Source organism: Microcoleus sp. N9_A2 (assembly GCF_036701775.1).
Taxonomy (GTDB): domain Bacteria; phylum Cyanobacteriota; class Cyanobacteriia; order Cyanobacteriales; family Microcoleaceae; genus Microcoleus.
Window position 1 is genome coordinate 1 of record NZ_JAUBRH010000096.1, and the last position, 15528, is coordinate 15528.

Below are 15528 nucleotides of genomic sequence, written 5' to 3' on the forward strand. Positions count from 1 at the left end.
GAACTCTAAACCTGGTGGGTTTACCCTATCGCTGCTAGCCATCCCCCCTTTCAGGTTTCGGCTAAACGAATCGCACCTAGCTTTTTCATTTTAACTCTTTTTTGACACATTCGCCAAAGTGAGATGCACCCAGCGGGAAGCGGGAGTCTGATATTTTGATCAACATATCTTTGCGGCCGGAAAATTCTGGCTGGGGCTGGCGGAGGAGTAAGTAGGGAATTAAGCCGATGATACCGGCGCCGTTGGAAGCGATGAAAGCAGGCAAGCGCGGATATATTTTGGGTATTCTCATCAATGAATAAGAGGCAAGCGTAGACCATCGGCCACACTCCTATGAGAGCGAATATGGTGGCAAGGTAGGGGTTAATTCCTTCTAGCTGCAACTTGAGCATTTTTTCCATAACTGTTAGCGTTCCGGGCTGATCGAGAGGAGCTAGCAGTAAGGTGTAGGCAATAAATGTTGCCCATAGCAACCCCAGAAAGATTTTTGTTTTCATCAGATATAACGAGTAGTTGAACCCGACTCAACTAAAATATGGTAAAGTAGCAGCCGAGTTAGCGCCGTCTATCTTAGGTGATAAGCAGTTCGATTGGAACAGCCGCTGCAAACCCCGTTTTAGTCCGGGGATGAAAGGATATAAAGCAGGCGATCATTACTTTAGGCAGACGCAGGAGCCGCGCCAGTGGAGATACATTTTAAAGAATCTGTTGTTTTCATTACAAAACCCTTTATAAAAGGAGTTTCCGCGGTGAACTTAATATCTGTAGAGTAACTCAAAGCGCTGGTACAACAATCTGCTGGGTTGTGCGTCTCTATTTATATGCCAGTCGCTCAAGGAACAGAAAGTCAACAAAATCCGATTGATTCGGTTCAAAAATTTAATCAGAGAGGTTGAAGACAAAATAGTAGAGTACGGATTTGACAAAAAAGAAGCTGGGGAATTGCTAGAGCCAGATTAATTTACCACGTTTAAACCAATGGAATCTACTTCAATGACAAATTCCGACAAACAAAACCAAACTAACAGCAGCGATACTGAACGCTGGGCATCTTTAATTGGTGGCGGCGCGCTGGTGCTTTTTGGTTTGTCACAGCGTTCTTTGAGAGGTGCTTTGCTGGCGGTTGCGGGCGGCGGTTTAGCGGCGCGCGGTCTGGGGGTTGTGGAGGGTTTGCAGTCGGCTGCAGATGCCAATCAAAGCATTAAAGTTGAAAAGACAGTGACGATCGACAAACCGGCTGATGAATTGTACCGTTTCTGGCGCGATTTTGAAAATTTGCCTCGGTTTATGAAGCATCTCAAACACGTTACGGTCATCGATGAAAAACGTTCTCACTGGATTGCCAGCGCGCCGATGGGCAATAGTGTGGAATGGGACGCGGAGATTGTGCGCGAAGAAGAAAATCGGTTAATTGCTTGGGCGTCTGTTGAAGGAGCTGATGTTGAGAATTCGGGTTTTGTGCGCTTTCAAGCGGCACCAGCGGGACGCGGTACTGAGGTAAAAGTTGTCATCGAATACAACCCTCCGGGCGGTGCAATTGGTGCTGGTGCTGCTAAACTATTTGGCGAAGCTCCAGAACAGCAAATTGCAAATGATTTACGTCGCTTTAAGCAGTTGATGGAAGCTGGGGAAATAGCGACTACGGAAGGTCAATCTTCGGGCCGCAAGTCATAAGTTAGATGGTGTCCCCCCATCTAACTCGCCGAAGATCACTATTCTCAAGAACAGGCAAGATGCCTGTTCCACAAAGAGTGAATTTCTTGTGGGGTGGGCATCCTCCCCGCTCAGAAAAAGCTTATTGAAAATGGGGCAAGATGTCAGATATAACCATCTTTGTTGTTTACCTGATTAGCTGATGTCATCTCAAGTGGTTTTCGGAAATGCGGGCGCTGAAGGTGCAAGTCGGGGCGGTTGGTTTGCGGGTCACTTTATGAGGCCTGAAGATGACCCGCGATCGACTTCTGCGTTAGAGGTAAAATGGGGAGTTCACCCCGCCGGAGATTGTAGGACTCAGTGGGCGGTAAATGCGGAAGCCACCACGCTTTCTATCCTGGTAAAAGGGCGGTTTCGCCTGCAATTTCCAGAACAAGAAATATTGCTTTCTCGCGAAGGAGATTATGCTCTCTGGCTACCGGGAGTGCCTCATTATTGGTCTGCGGAGGAGGATTCGGTGATCGTGACTGTGCGCTGGCCTTCCCTGTCGGGAGATAGTTCGGGCGTTAACTCAATCGGCGTAAGTCCCCCGCCATAACGGTACTCCGTTTGGCGCGGGGATATAAGCCGAGCAAGGTTTATAAAGAAAAGCTACAATTCCCAAGTTTTCCAACAGAAACCTATATAATATAATTGGTTGCGACCCACTCACTCGACTGCAAACAACAGGTCACAGTAGCAGTAATATGCTTACCAAGGATAACTGCGAGAGAAAGGAGGAAAAAGCAAACCGCTGGTTAGTAAGGTATGTCCTGCTGTAAAAGATAACCCAAGTTTGTTGTACGAAGAAAGATTTTTGCCTTGGGAAACAGGGCGACTGCGTGGGTTCCTCTATGAAGGGGATAAAGGGTATAAAAAACCCAGAGATGCTGTGTCAGACTCGGATCGTCTTAGGTGACGAATACCCAGTAATGGGATACCCAACAGAGCAGCAGCAAATGAGACACGAAGCCTACATTGTACCGAAGGTCAGTGCTAGGTATTTCACGAATTAACTTTAACTTCGGGAACCAAAACGCGGCCACTATAACCCGCGCGCTGGTAGCGATCGATCGCCTCTGATGCGATAACACCCGCTTTCCCACTCTCCACCAGCGCTACGCAAGCACCGCCAAAACCTCCCCCCGTCAGCCTTGCGCCGAAGACTCCGGGAATTGACTGCAAGATTGCCGCCAGCGTGTCTACTGCCGGCACCGAAACTTCGTAGTCATCGCGCTGACTGGCATGGGAAGCATTCATTAACTCGCCAAAACGTTTTGCTGGCAAAGATTTTACTGCTTCGAGTACGCGGTTGTTTTCAGTAACCACGTGCCGCGCTCGTCTTCTGAGGGGTTCCGGCAATACTTCCACTGCTTTGGGATCGGCGACATCCCTAAGAGCTTTAACTCCCAATATCCGCGCGGATTCTTCACACTCGGCGCGCCGCTTGTTGTAACCGCTTCCTGCTGCGAGTTGGTGGCTTTCGCCACTGTCAATTATTAAAATTTCTGTGTTTGTGGGAAAAGGTATCGGGCGGCATTCGAGGCTGCGCGTGTCGATAAATAGCATGGTGTTGGTGTCTGCTAAACTCGACGCCATTTGATCCATGATGCCACAGTTCAAGCCGGCATACCGGATTTCGACTTGCTGTCCGATTTGAGCTAGCCGCACGTCGTCTAGGGGGAGGTTCAGCAGCGCGCGCACTCCTCTGAGGGTTGCTATTTCTAAAGCGGCGCTGCTGGACAAACCGGCTCCGATCGGCACATTCGAGGTAATGTAGAGATTTATTGGCGGTATTTTGTATCCTTCTTTTTCTAAAAGTCTCAGGCAGCCACAGATATAACTGACGAATTTTTGCGGTATGGTATCGTCGTCTGAATAATTTATGAGTTCGTCATATTCTGCTGAATAAAAATGGTGTCGATCGTCGCTGCTGAAGCCGATTTGTACTGTTGTGCGCTGGGGAATCGCAGTTGGAAGTACAAATCCATCGTTGTAGTCTGTGTGTTCGCCCAGTAGGTTTACTCTGCCGGGGGCGCTGGCTGTGGTTTTGGGTAATGTACCAAATACTCGTTGGAATTTCATTTTTGGGGAAGTGGTAATTGGTTGTTGGTTATTTGTTATTGGTTATTTGTTATTGGTTATTTGGAAAAACAGCTATCCCTGTCTCCGTGACTTACGTGTTGTGCTGTTGGTAATTGGGAAGAAATAAATTTATTTTTTATCGTTTGTCTTTATTATAGTGCCCAAGTTTTTTGGTTAATTCAACCCCTGTTAACAAAAATAAACATCACCGTAAGTTGGGAAAAGATATTGAGCTGTGATAGAATGACAGGCTAAGATTTCTCCAAAAATTCAAAAAATGCGATCGACCCGACCCCGAAAACAGTTTGCTCAACATTGGCTCAAAAGCGAGAAAGCCTTAGATAAGATTGTGAAAGCGGCTTCTTTGGATCGCGATCGTGTCCTGGAAATCGGGCCGGGTACTGGGATTCTGACTCGGCGCTTGCTGCCCGAAGCTGAGTCTGTTGTTGCTGTGGAGATCGATCGAGATTTGTGTCTTAAGCTAGCCAAACAACTCGGCCAAACCGACAATTTTTTACTGCTACAAGGCGACATCCTGGAAATGGACTTAGATGCTGAACTAACGGCATTTCCCAAATTCCAAAATCCCAATAAAGTTGTTGCCAATATTCCTTATAATATTACTGGCCCGATTCTGCAAAAACTGCTGGGAACGATATCTGTTCCTGCTGCTAAACCCTTCGATTCGATCGTGCTGTTAGTGCAGAAAGAAGTGGCCCAAAGACTTTACGCTAAACCGGGTTCGACAGCTTTTGGCGCTTTGTCGGTGCGGGTACAATATTTAGCAGAATGTGAGTTAGTTTGTGATGTGCCTTCTAGAGATTTCTATCCGCCTCCAAAAGTCGATTCTGCGGTGGTGCGGCTGCGTCCCAGACAGATAGAAACTGCGGCGGTTAATCCGCGCTATTTGGAGACTTTACTGAAGTTGGGATTTGGCAGCAAGCGCAAAATGCTGCGAAATAATTTGAAAGGGGCTGTGGATTTAGATAAACTCGTTCAATTGCTAGAAGAGTTACAGATAAATCCTCAATCTCGCGCTGAAGATTTGAGCGTGGATCAATGGGTGAATTTGAGCAATAATTTGTTTTCGGATGACTAATGACTAATGACCAATGACCAATGACCAATGACCAATGACCAATGACTAATGATATCATCTCCGGTAGATTAATAACAAAAACGGTTCGTTCGTAGTGCGGACTTTAGTCCGCTCCATGAAAGCGGACTAAAGTCCGCACTACGAACTAATTTTATATTTGTCAATCGACCGGACATGATATAACTACTGACCAATGACCAATGACCAATGACCAATGACTACTGACTGTGTAATTGTTCAATGATTATTTAACGCTAATCGGAATTTTAATAATAAATTCCGTACCCTGTCCCGGTGCTGAAATACACTGCAATTCTCCTTTGTGTCTTTCGGTAATAATTTGATAGCAGATAGACAAACCCAGTCCCGTACCTTTACCTACAGGTTTGGTTGTAAAAAAAGGATCGAATATCTGCTCGACTACCTCCTCAGCGATGCCTGACCCATTGTCAAGAATTCTGATTTCTACCCATTTTTCGTCTACAATTCTGGTAGAAATTTTGAGGACTTTGAGATTAGTTTCACGGGCAAGTTTCTGGTCTTCGCTATCTTCCTCAAAAGCATCAATAGCGTTATTAAATATATTTATAAATACCTGATTTAGCTGTCCGGGATAGCACTCGACTTTCAGTAAATTGCCGTAGTTTTTGATAATTTCAATGCCGGGATAATCGGGTTTAGGATTCAGGCGGTTTTGCAACATCATCAAGGTGCTGTCAATACCTTCGTGAATGTCCGCTAATTTCATTTCGGCTTCGTCAAGCCTCGAAAAAGTCCGCAGCGACTTGACAATATCGCGGATTCTGTCCGCCCCTGTTTTCATGGAAGATAAGATTTTTGGCAAGTCTACTCGGATAAAATCTAAATCAAGAGACTGGAGTTTTTCTTTGACTCGCGGTAAGGGATTTGGATAGTGCTGTTCGTAGATATCGGCCATTTCCAGGAGATTATTTGCATACTCGCCAGCAGGAGCCAGATTGCCGTAAATGAAGTTGACTGGATTGTTAATTTCGTGGGCGACACCAGCTACTACTTGCCCCAAAGATGACATTTTTTCGCTTTGAATTAGCTTGGCTTGAGTTTGCTGCAATTCTAGCAAAGTTTGTTCTAGTTGTAGAGTTTGTTTTTTTAATTCTCTCGTGCGTTCCTCAACTCTAATTTCTAACTCGTCTTTGGATTTTTTTAGTGCTGTTTCTGCTGATATGCGATCGCATATTTCTGCTTCGAGGAGGCTGTTTGCTAGTGCTAGCTGGGCGGGACTGGGAAGGGCTAGGGCTTGAGGGATTAAGTTTACTAAAAGTATGGCTGTAGTGAAGGAAATAGTGGCGGTAATTGCTTTCATGGTTCCTGAAAGCCAATAGGTAGGATGCCAAAGCGTCCAGACTTCAAATATGTGAGTGATCCCGCAGGCGACGATAAAGGCTCCAAACATGGCAAAGATCCAGTCAAAGGGCAAATCTTTGCGTTTGGAAATAAAATAAAGCAGTGTAATGGGTATCGAGAAATACGCTAGTGCAATGATCGAATCTGAGGCTACGTGAAGCCAGACTAACTTTGTCTGCCAGAGATAGCAGTGCCCGTGAGGAATAAATGACCCGGAACTAAAAAAAGTTTTCCAGATTTCTGGCATAATATTTCCTTTGAGTTGTGAGAAAATAGATTCTGACTGGTGTCAATTAATTTCAACCAGGGGTTTCTTTCACCTGCGGCTTAATCACCTATGCGTTCATATTCTCTGCTAGCTTCAGCAAAAATCAATCTGTATTTGGAGATTATAGGCGATCGCCCCGACGGATATCACGAACTGGCGATGGTACTTCAAAGCATAGATTTGGCCGATCGAATTGACTTGCGCGCGATCGGTACAGACACGATCCGCGTGCGCTGCGATCACCCGCAAGTCCCTCCTGATAAGAATAACCTGGCTTACCGGGCGGCGGATTTGTTGGCGAAGCAATTCCCCGATGCTTTGGCGAAATACGGCGGAGTCGAGATTGCCATTCACAAGCAGATTCCGGTGGCAGCGGGGCTTGCCGGCGGTTCGGCAAATGCGGCGGCGGTTTTAGTCGGGATGGATTTGCTGTGGCAATTGGGGCTTACTCAGTCGGAGTTGCAAGAGTTGGGGGGAACCTTGGGTTCGGATGTGCCTTTTTGCATTAGTGGAGGTACGGCTTTGGCAACTGGTCGCGGGGATAAACTGTCGCCAATGCCTGATTTGGGGGGCTTTTCTGTGGTGTTGGCGAAGTACCGAAATCTCAGTATTTCTACTGCCTGGGCGTATCAAACTTATCGCCAGCAGTTCAGTAGTTCCTATTGTGCAGCGGAGGATTTGGAGTGCCGCCGGGAACGGCTACATTCGGGCCCGATGGTGGGGGCGATCGCCCAAAAAGATCGATCAAAAATTGGTCAATTGCTGCACAACGATTTAGAAAAAGTTGCTTTGCCCGTGTACCCGCAGGTGTTGCAGTTGCGGCAGGCTTTTGAGTCGGTGGGGGTTTTGGGAACGATGATGTCGGGTTCTGGGCCGACGGTGTTTGCGCTGGCGGAGTCTCCAGAGCAGGCTCAGCAGGTTTTAGAACGGGTTAAAAGTGCGATCGCTTCTCCAGATTTGGATTTTTGGGTAGCAAATTTTAGCAATACTGGAATTCGGATTTTTTCGGAGGGAAACGATACGAAACCGCCGATTGCGAGGGTATAACTCGAAAATGGTGCGATCGCGATCGGCCCTTAAACCTGTCTAACAGGCGAGGGTCAAGATGAATCTAACTTTTCGCAGAGTCTATTGAGATCGAAGAACTGATAATATGTCATGCAACACCGATTTTATTTTTGGTGAATTAACCAGAAATCTAAAATCTAAAATCTAAAATCTAAAATCGCCATGACTGATTTAACTAATCCAAATTCTACTTCTAAACCTCTGAGTTCGGCTGGAGATGCAACCTCTGCATCTTCCACGCCGCCGACGATTTTGCGGTGCGTGATTGGTTCGCTGATCGCGGGCGGGTTTGCGGCGGCTTTGTACGCGCTAACTTTGTCTATAGTCCAAACTTTTGCCAATTCGCCCATTCATTCTGACAATGTGACTGCGATTAATATTGGCGCGGCTGTGCGAACTTTAGTAATGGGGATTGTGGCTTTGGGCGCGGGTATTTTTGCTTTTGCATCTTTGGGTTTAATGCTGCTGGCTGTGCAACTTTTAATTCAAAAGTTGCTAAAGAAACCTACAGCTTGAAGTCTACCAATTTCAAGAATTGGGCTACACAAACTCTCCTTCGCGCAGGCGGACTGAATATTAAGATCGAAGCAATGGAATTATTTACGATCGGACACTCCAATCTTAGTATTGAAGCGTTTGTTTTGCTGCTGCAAAAACACGGAATTACGGCGGTTGCAGACCTGCGATCGCATCCTTTCAGCCGCTATTTACCTCATTTTAATAAATCGGAAATTACAGCTTCTCTGTCAAGTGCCGGCATTCAATATGTTTTTTTAGGCAAAGAGTTGGGCGCCAGACCCGAAGATTTAAGCTGTTACGATACTAGCGGTAAAGCTTTATACAATCGCATAGCAGCAACTCCTCTATTTTCCGCAGGAATGCAGCGCTTACTCAAAGGCGCAGCCAATTATAAAATCAGTTTAATGTGTGCGGAAAAAGACCCGATTACTTGTCATAGGACTATTTTAGTTTGCCACAAACTTAAAGTATTTAATTTACAAATTAATCACATTCTTTCAGATGGTAATTTAGAATCACACCAGCATTTAGAAGAAAGACTTTTGAGCAAGTTTAACAAATATCAAAAAAACTATGAACCTATTCAGCTCAGCTTTTTTGAATTAGAACCTGATGTTAAAACTGAAAGGGTTGATTTAGAAACAGCTTATTATCGTCACGGATTGGAAATCGCTTATGTCAGCCAAAAAAACAATTAATTAATTTATCAAATATGTCGCATTTGGCGAATTTTGCTAACCCAAAACATTTAAATTCCAGCCCGCAAAACCTCATTTTTTAGGGGCACAATGCGCCCATTACTGCTAGAAGTAGCGCGTCAAACGATTTTTCGCATAAGTCCTGAACAACTCTTGACATCGCATACATTTATAAATTAGGGTACAGCCCTCCGCGCCCACCCTATTTTTATAAATTTTCTTCTAGTTTTAACGTTTTTCATGCTATAATTCTGCGGGACTGTAGCAGAAAGGGGTGCTTTTTTTTATGAAAGCAGAATTTTATTTTGACTGTCACAAATATATTTGCAGTTTAGTTCAAGTAGATTTTGTCAAAGAATTAAAAATAAAAAATCATCAAGGTTTTGTTTTGGCTGTTAAGCAAGGAGAAAAGATTGGACTTTTGGGGAAAAGCCGCCATAATGCTAAACAAGTTGATGTATCTAAGCCCCATTTTTATAATGTAATTAAAGCCGCTATGAGCGCTTTGGAATTAGAAACTAAAAATGAGGTGATATTAGAGAGAAATCGAACTCTTGCTGATGCCGAAGAAATGATTCAGCAGCAAAACCGAGAAATTCGCGTTCTCAACGAACAGATTAGAATGCTTGGAACTAAGGTTGAGGAATTGTCAAGGGAAAAGCAGCAGTTATCCATGCAGTTAGTAAACAATGAAATCATAGAAACTGAAATTAGTCAAGAAATTGAGGATTTTCCTGCTACCGAGGAAGATTTACCGGCGGCGCAAATTGAGCAGGAGATGGGAGAAGCTGAAATTAGTCAAGAAATCGCACAATTCCTGATTCAAACTTCTGGGTTGGACGTGCAGTTAATAGAAAATCTACCGGATTCTGAGGGAATTGATGAAAAGGAAAAAATGACCGAAAGCGATATTAAAAGTGTCACTTTAGAAATTAGAGAAGAAGTAGAATTTCAAGGAGGCGAAACTGAAATTAAGCGACTGCCTAAAAGAGGTTCCCAGAGAAGGATGAGAAAGAAATAATGATGATATAATTTTTCGATAGTGTGACGCGCTAGTTATAGCGCAATACGGTTCAGTTAAGGAAAATTGTAGCGAAAATGTTGAGCGGAGTGAAACGGAGGGTTCGTTCCTTAACCCAACCTACGCACGATCGGTTTTTTTCGCTATAACTTAACCGTATTGAGTTATAGCGAAAATGTGCGCCATATACACGCTAAATATAGAGTTTATGCGTATTTATTGTGCGTCTTTTATTCCTCGCTATTTGGCAAAATTTCTCTAATTATTGTCTGAAATCCACTGACGGCTGCTCTTTGTCCGAACTTGTTTAGGACTACCCAGAACTGAATCAGTTACACGATCGCAACGGCGACTTAGGACTGAAGGTGCAGAGGTTGGAGCAAGAACTCAAGGAAGCACGGCGCTCACGGGAAGAAAATAAAAACTCAGCTCTGACCGTTGCAGAAGTTGCAGAGCCGGCCGACCTGCTCAATCAGTTAAAAGCGCGGCGCAAAAAGTCGAGGGCAGACTTGGCTGACATGGAAGCAGTTTTGGAGATACTCAGCTACTTAGAAGAGTCGCACTGAGCGAAGGATGAGCGGAAAATGGAATATCCTAGAGAGTTATAAATCTGAAACCCGTTACCTGTAAAGATTTAAAGTCAATCGGGATGACAGGATTTGAACCTGCGACCCCCTCGTCCCGAACGAGGTGCGCTACCAAGCTGCGCTACATCCCGAAATTAGTCACTATATTTTTAGCCTATCACATTCAATTTAAAATTTAGCAAGCTCGTATATAATGATTTGTAAAACACTACTCAGGCGGAGACAGACGTGACAGTTAAGCCCCAGTGGTTGCGAGTTAAAGCCCCCCAGTGGGAGCGCGTCGGCAACGTCAAAGAAATTTTGCGGGATTTGTCCCTGAATACGGTTTGCGAGGAAGCGTCGTGTCCGAACATCGGCGAATGCTTCAACGCAGGTACTGCGACCTTTTTGATTATGGGCCCGGCTTGTACCCGCGCTTGTCCTTACTGCGACATTGATTTTGAGAAAAAGCCCCAACCTTTAGATCCGACGGAACCCCAAAGATTGGCGCAAGCGGTGCAGCGGCTCAAACTCAACCACGTCGTGATTACCTCTGTCAACCGGGACGATTTGCCGGATGGGGGCGCGTCTCAGTTTGTCGAGTGCATTCAAGCAGTGCGATCGACGATGCCCGATACAACTATAGAAGTTTTGATTCCCGACTTGTGCGGCAACTGGCAGGCTTTAGAAATCATTCTCGCAGCCCGGCCAGATGTACTCAACCACAATACCGAAACCGTAAAGCGACTTTACCGCAAGGTGCGGCCACAAGGAAAGTACGATCGCACCTTGGAACTATTGCAGCGAAGCCGCCAACTCGCACCTGGGGTTTACACCAAATCCGGCATCATGGTGGGACTGGGAGAAACAGACAGCGAAATTCGGGAGGCGATGCAGGACTTGCGGGCTGTCGGCTGCGATATTTTGACAGTTGGACAGTACCTACAACCGACTCAAAAGCACTTGAATGTAGAAAGTTTTGTGCCGCCCGAACAGTTTGATGCTTGGAGAGAGTTTGGCGAATCTTTGGGATTCTTGCAAGTTGTTGCTTCTCCCTTAACTCGCAGTTCCTATCACGCCGAACAGGTGAGGGAACTGATGAAACTTTACCCACGCTAGCAATTTTAATTTGAGTTGACTCGCGCCCATTGGTGACAAGTTAAGACTTAACTGCATTTGTCAATCAGTAATATTACTCAAAAAAACTGCTTTTTTAGGAGTGGAAAATTTACGATTTGAGAGGGAGTAAGTATAAATATCATGGGAGGCATGATTCCTCGATCGCCCAAATATCAGTTTTATGCCCAAAATCCGAGTAAATGTTGAGCATAATTGCTGATTGACAATGCTTTCTTAGCTTAACTTGTTACCAATGAGTCGCGCCCGATCGCACCATTCTCACTAAAACCAGATCAACCGGGTAACAGCGAGGAAAAACTTGCGCTTTATATGCAGACCCAGGGCAAAAGACCCCGTTTCTGATGCTGGTGTTCTTGGCCTGATGTTAACCCGGAAGCAGCAGCCAACAGCAAAACAATTATCGGTCGATCGCCCCCTCCAAGTCGCGACTTACCCAAAAGAGATCCAGAAACCGGGTTTCTTCCTCAAACTTCTAGGTTTTAATCCAGAAATTTGAGGAAGAAACCCGGTTTTTGCGTCAGCCAATAACTCGGTACTGCGGACTCTAGCAACTCTCAAGCCCATATTCTGTAATGGATTAAACTTCTGCGCTCACTGCAGCGTATTTAATCTAGATCGCCGAGTTATATAAAGTTTTATTAAAAAAATCCTTAATTTTCCGAAGTGATCGGGAACCAGGTTATTGGTGATGAAGATTAACTTAACTTCTGACGAACGTCACTTGTTTTTAGCTAGTCAGTATCTATACTAGCTATACAAACAAAGAAGTACAACGCACTTTTCGGGCCTTCAACCTGTTACATCAGAAAGTTCTTAGGGTTTTCCTGAATCTTTGTAAAAGAAGTGGGGCTGCCAAAGTTCGATCGAACAACAGCAAAAAAAGTCACGAAAGTTAGTAAAGAAACAAACAGCGGTGATGGTTCGTCCTAATAAAGCGGGCATCATAATTATAAATAACCGCTAAGCGTAGCATCTTTTCACCCGGAGCAACTGAGAAAATCACTATGCCAGCCACCTCTTTTTACGCTGAAGCTGAATTCGACGAACAACTGCAAGTCAATCCATTGCAAGATGTAGATGTGTTGGATGAAGATGCTGAAGAAGCTGGGGACGAACTCATCGACCAACGCGCAGCAGAGATTGAGGATGCAGAGACAGCATCCAAATTGCAAAAAAATGCCAGCCGCCGCACTACGGATTTAGTGCGCCTTTACTTACAAGAAATCGGTCGCGTTCGTCTCTTAGGTAGAGACGAAGAAGTCTCTGAAGCTCAAAAAGTTCAGCGCTATATCAAACTACTGGAATTACGCAGTACCGTCGCCTCTCAGGAAGAAGGGCTAATTGGGCGCTTCGTTCATGTAATAGAGGTGCGCGATCGCCTGTCCGCACAGTTGGGACACAAGCCTTCCCTGGAACGCTGGGCATTAACAGCAGGTGTAGGCGACGTGCCAGAACTAAAACGAATTATGTCCGAAGGCAAGCGCCATTGGGCAGAATTGGCAGAGATGACTGTCGAGGAGATAGAAAGAATTCAAGCTGAAGGCATCGAAGCAAAAGACCACATGATTAAGGCGAACCTGCGCCTGGTTGTTTCGGTAGCGAAAAAATATCAAAATCGCGGTTTAGAGTTGCTAGATTTAATACAAGAAGGTACTCTCGGATTGGAGCGAGCCGTCGAAAAATTCGACCCGACGCGGGGCTATCGGTTTAGCACCTATGCCTACTGGTGGATTCGGCAGGGAATTACGCGGGCGATAGCTACTCAAAGCCGCACCATCCGCCTCCCCGTTCACATCACCGAAAAACTTAACAAAATCAAAAAAGCCCAGCGCAAAATTTCTCAAGAAAAAGGTCGGACAGCTACCATCGATGATATCGCGATCGAGCTGGAAATGACACCATCCCAAGTCCGAGAAGTTTTGTTGCGAGTCCCGCGCTCTGTTTCTCTGGAAACTAAAGTGGGCAACGAAAAAGATACAGAATTGGGCGACTTGCTCGAAACCGACAGCATCTCCCCAGAAGAAATGCTGATGCGGGAAGCTCTGCACCGCGACTTGCAGCAACTTTTGGCTGATTTGACCAGCCGCGAACGAGATGTAATTCTGATGCGCTTTGGTTTGGGCGACGGACACCCCTACTCTCTGGCAGAAATCGGTCGTGCTCTCGACTTGTCCCGCGAGCGAGTCCGCCAAATAGAAGCTAAAGCGTTGCAAAAACTCCGTCAACCAAAGCGCCGCAACCGCGTCCGTGATTATCTGGAGTCTCTCAATTAAATTAATGGGCGTGCATCTACTGTCGGTTTCTGAATCTAGATAGAAGACGGAAAGCAGAAGTATTGATTTCTACTTCTCAAGGATTTCTATGTCTTCTGTCTGGGGCTTTCGGGCCTGTTTGCAATCGAAAAATATCAAAAAATAAATTTTTTCCTCAACCTTTTTTCAATAAGCTGCGATATTTGCACAATATCTCGATCGTTGTGTATGATTGTCAATAGGCAGACTTTCTTGAGAGGGTCATAATGGCACTTTACACCGCGTCTTCATTCAAATCCGAACTCAATGACAAAGGCTGGCGGATGACTCCCCAACGGGAAACCATCTTGCACGTTTTTCAAAACCTCCCCAAAGGCAATCACCTGAGTGCCGAGGATTTGTACACTTTGTTAAAAAATCGCGGAGAAAACATTAGCTTGTCCACCATTTACCGAACTTTAAAGTTAATGGCAAGGATGAGCCTGCTCCGCGAACTAGAACTAGCAGAAGGTCACAAACATTATGAAATAAATCAGCCTTATCCGCACCACCACCACCACTTAGTCTGCGTTCAGTGCAACAGAACGATCGAATTTAACAACGATTCGATTTTGAAAACAGGTATGAAGCAAGCTGAAAAGTCTGGATTGCACCTGCTAGACTGCCAGCTAACTATTCATACGGTGTGTCACGAAGCTTTACGGATGGGATGGCCGTCTTTGGTTTCGAGCAATTGGTCTTGTCCGAAGTCGATCGCCGAAAACGGCCACAACATTCTGGAGTCAATCGAGTGAAGGTACACTATTTTCGCGTTTCAAGTACAGATTGTTACAATAATTGACAAAAAACCGGCGCAAGTGCGATCGCAGTTACGCCGAAACCGGTTTTTTAAGGCAAATACATCATTTGACGAATGACTCGGAAGTTAGAAACCGCTTGTGAAAACCTAGGTAAACCTGGGTAAGCTCTACGGTATAAGCTTTAAACGTTCTTCCTTAGCGCTTACGCTTCCTCTCTGGTCGAGGTTGACCAAGAAACTCCAGTTAGAAACGCTATAATAATCACAGCGACGTGATATTGTAGCGGAACGTTTGATCTTTTTATTTAGTTGGTTCCACTCGCTCCAAACGTGCTTTTCCGAGTTCACCTCGGAATAGGCGGTTAAGGAGCGAGGTATTTTTTCACTTAATTTCATAGCCCTGCGAGCTATCACCAGTGCAGCCGATTCGTCGCTGGCTAAGCCATACATTCTTAAATATTTTACCAATCCAATAATACTTGAATAAGCTGGATTGACTACAATCAACTCAATACCACGATTCGACAAAATAGAACAGAGTTGTTTGTAGAACTCACTGTATGCCCAGCTCGACAACATTCGGGCATACTTTCTGCTTTTCTCTCTCAGTGATTGCTTTTTTGTTGAGAAATCAAGTTCTTCGCAAACTACGGGACATTGAAATTCCGCAGCTTTCGTTGCTAGTTGCAAGCAGGCATCAACAATCTGAGCCTGTTGCTTGCCGTTGGGTAAGCCCATCTGCAATGGAATCTGCCCTTTGGCTTTGAGATTCCCTTCAGTATCGACATAAGCCCAGCCAACAGAATTAAACTCAGCGAGACTGTCACCAACCCCGCTGGTCTTCAAAACCGTGCGTGAAAGTGTCGGGTAAGAGAGCATACGTCGCCGTATCTCCCTCGTCGGGTAAGGTTCGAGCGTCGCCGCTCTCCCCTCCCCTG

Annotated in this window: 14 protein-coding genes, 1 tRNA gene and 1 pseudogene; 11 read left to right on the top strand and 5 right to left on the bottom strand. The window is 45.4% G+C overall.

Translation table 11 applies throughout. From position 1 onward, the window contains the following. Positions 1-85: 85 nt before the first annotated feature. Positions 86-265: a hypothetical protein gene (locus tag QUA44_RS28870; RefSeq protein WP_333310063.1), complete on the bottom strand. Its 180-nt coding sequence runs from the start codon at positions 263-265 to the stop codon at positions 86-88. A gap of 728 nt (positions 266-993) precedes the next feature. Here QUA44_RS28870 and QUA44_RS28875 point away from each other — a divergent pair. Together QUA44_RS28875 and QUA44_RS28880 are read left to right on the top strand one after the other, a co-directional pair. Continuing rightward, a complete protein-coding gene (locus QUA44_RS28875; protein ID WP_333310066.1) occupies positions 994-1674 on the top strand; it encodes an SRPBCC family protein in 681 nt (226 codons plus the stop codon). Between the two features lie 181 nt (positions 1675-1855). Then, positions 1856-2251 carry a signal peptidase I gene (locus QUA44_RS28880; RefSeq protein WP_333256919.1) on the top strand — a complete coding sequence of 132 codons (396 nt, stop codon included), beginning with the start codon at positions 1856-1858 and terminating at the stop codon, positions 2249-2251. 446 nt (positions 2252-2697) lie between these two features. Here QUA44_RS28880 and galK read toward each other — a convergent pair whose 3' ends face one another. Beyond that, a complete protein-coding gene (galK, locus tag QUA44_RS28885; RefSeq protein ID WP_333256922.1) occupies positions 2698-3777 on the bottom strand; it encodes a galactokinase in 1080 nt (359 codons plus the stop codon). A 277-nt stretch (positions 3778-4054) separates the two neighbouring features. Here galK and rsmA point away from each other — a divergent pair, with 277 nt between their 5' ends. Beyond that, positions 4055-4876, top strand: a complete 822-nt coding sequence (gene rsmA, locus QUA44_RS28890) for a 16S rRNA (adenine(1518)-N(6)/adenine(1519)-N(6))-dimethyltransferase RsmA (RefSeq protein ID WP_333256925.1) — start codon at positions 4055-4057, stop codon at positions 4874-4876. Positions 4877-5120: 244 nt separating this feature from the next. On the opposite strand, the gene QUA44_RS28895 is transcribed toward rsmA, so the two are convergent. Then, positions 5121-6506: an ATP-binding protein gene (locus QUA44_RS28895; protein WP_333256928.1), complete on the bottom strand. Its 1386-nt coding sequence runs from the start codon at positions 6504-6506 to the stop codon at positions 5121-5123. A 90-nt stretch (positions 6507-6596) separates the two neighbouring features. Here QUA44_RS28895 and ispE point away from each other — a divergent pair, with 90 nt between their 5' ends. The 5 genes from ispE to QUA44_RS28920 all read left to right on the top strand — a co-directional run bounded on the left by ispE (position 6597) and on the right by QUA44_RS28920 (position 10399). Further along, complete coding sequence (ispE, locus tag QUA44_RS28900) at positions 6597-7574, top strand: 4-(cytidine 5'-diphospho)-2-C-methyl-D-erythritol kinase (RefSeq protein ID WP_333256930.1); 978 nt, start codon at positions 6597-6599, stop codon at positions 7572-7574. Between the two features lie 183 nt (positions 7575-7757). Next, positions 7758-8111, top strand: a complete 354-nt coding sequence (locus QUA44_RS28905; RefSeq protein WP_333256933.1) for a DUF3082 domain-containing protein — start codon at positions 7758-7760, stop codon at positions 8109-8111. Between the two features lie 74 nt (positions 8112-8185). Continuing rightward, entirely contained in the window at positions 8186-8812 is a 627-nt protein-coding gene (locus tag QUA44_RS28910) for a DUF488 domain-containing protein (protein WP_333256936.1), read from the top strand. A gap of 286 nt (positions 8813-9098) precedes the next feature. Further along, positions 9099-9833, top strand: coding sequence for a hypothetical protein (locus tag QUA44_RS28915; RefSeq protein ID WP_333256938.1), 735 nt, complete (start codon positions 9099-9101; stop codon positions 9831-9833). A gap of 374 nt (positions 9834-10207) precedes the next feature. Continuing rightward, positions 10208-10399 (top strand): hypothetical protein, encoded by a 192-nt coding sequence (locus QUA44_RS28920; RefSeq protein WP_333256941.1) that lies wholly within the window; start codon positions 10208-10210, stop codon positions 10397-10399. Between the two features lie 78 nt (positions 10400-10477). Here the strand turns inward: QUA44_RS28920 and QUA44_RS28925 are convergent. Beyond that, a tRNA-Pro gene (locus QUA44_RS28925) sits at positions 10478-10551 on the bottom strand. A 91-nt stretch (positions 10552-10642) separates the two neighbouring features. On the opposite strand from QUA44_RS28925, the pseudogene lipA reads away from it, so the two are divergent. The 3 genes and pseudogenes from lipA to QUA44_RS28940 all read left to right on the top strand — a co-directional run. After that, a pseudogene (gene lipA, locus QUA44_RS28930) lies at positions 10643-11518 on the top strand (lipoyl synthase); the annotation flags it as partial. Positions 11519-12543: 1025 nt separating this feature from the next. Beyond that, on the top strand, positions 12544-13812 hold the full coding sequence (gene sigC, locus QUA44_RS28935; protein ID WP_194010915.1) for an RNA polymerase sigma factor SigC: 1269 nt from the start codon (positions 12544-12546) through the stop codon (positions 13810-13812). Positions 13813-14057: 245 nt separating this feature from the next. After that, positions 14058-14585 (top strand): transcriptional repressor, encoded by a 528-nt coding sequence (locus tag QUA44_RS28940; RefSeq protein WP_333092774.1) that lies wholly within the window; start codon positions 14058-14060, stop codon positions 14583-14585. A gap of 173 nt (positions 14586-14758) precedes the next feature. On the opposite strand, the gene QUA44_RS28945 is transcribed toward QUA44_RS28940, so the two are convergent. Then, the coding region (locus tag QUA44_RS28945) for an IS200/IS605 family accessory protein TnpB-related protein (protein ID WP_333256944.1) at positions 14759-15528 on the bottom strand (770 nt) is incomplete at its 5' end.

Bases quoted from the DNA above. Each gene is read 5' to 3' on its own strand.
- QUA44_RS28875 (WP_333310066.1), top strand. From the start codon at position 994: ATGACAAATTCCGACAAACAAAACCAAACTAACAGCAGCGATACTGAA.
- QUA44_RS28880 (WP_333256919.1), top strand. From the start codon at position 1,856: ATGTCATCTCAAGTGGTTTTCGGAAATGCGGGCGCTGAAGGTGCAAGT.
- galK (WP_333256922.1), bottom strand. From the start codon at position 3,777: ATGAAATTCCAACGAGTATTTGGTACATTACCCAAAACCACAGCCAGC.
- rsmA (WP_333256925.1), top strand. From the start codon at position 4,055: ATGCGATCGACCCGACCCCGAAAACAGTTTGCTCAACATTGGCTCAAA.
- QUA44_RS28895 (WP_333256928.1), bottom strand. From the start codon at position 6,506: ATGCCAGAAATCTGGAAAACTTTTTTTAGTTCCGGGTCATTTATTCCT.
- ispE (WP_333256930.1), top strand. From the start codon at position 6,597: ATGCGTTCATATTCTCTGCTAGCTTCAGCAAAAATCAATCTGTATTTG.
- QUA44_RS28905 (WP_333256933.1), top strand. From the start codon at position 7,758: ATGACTGATTTAACTAATCCAAATTCTACTTCTAAACCTCTGAGTTCG.
- QUA44_RS28910 (WP_333256936.1), top strand. From the start codon at position 8,186: ATGGAATTATTTACGATCGGACACTCCAATCTTAGTATTGAAGCGTTT.
- QUA44_RS28915 (WP_333256938.1), top strand. From the start codon at position 9,099: ATGAAAGCAGAATTTTATTTTGACTGTCACAAATATATTTGCAGTTTA.
- sigC (WP_194010915.1), top strand. From the start codon at position 12,544: ATGCCAGCCACCTCTTTTTACGCTGAAGCTGAATTCGACGAACAACTG.
- QUA44_RS28940 (WP_333092774.1), top strand. From the start codon at position 14,058: ATGGCACTTTACACCGCGTCTTCATTCAAATCCGAACTCAATGACAAA.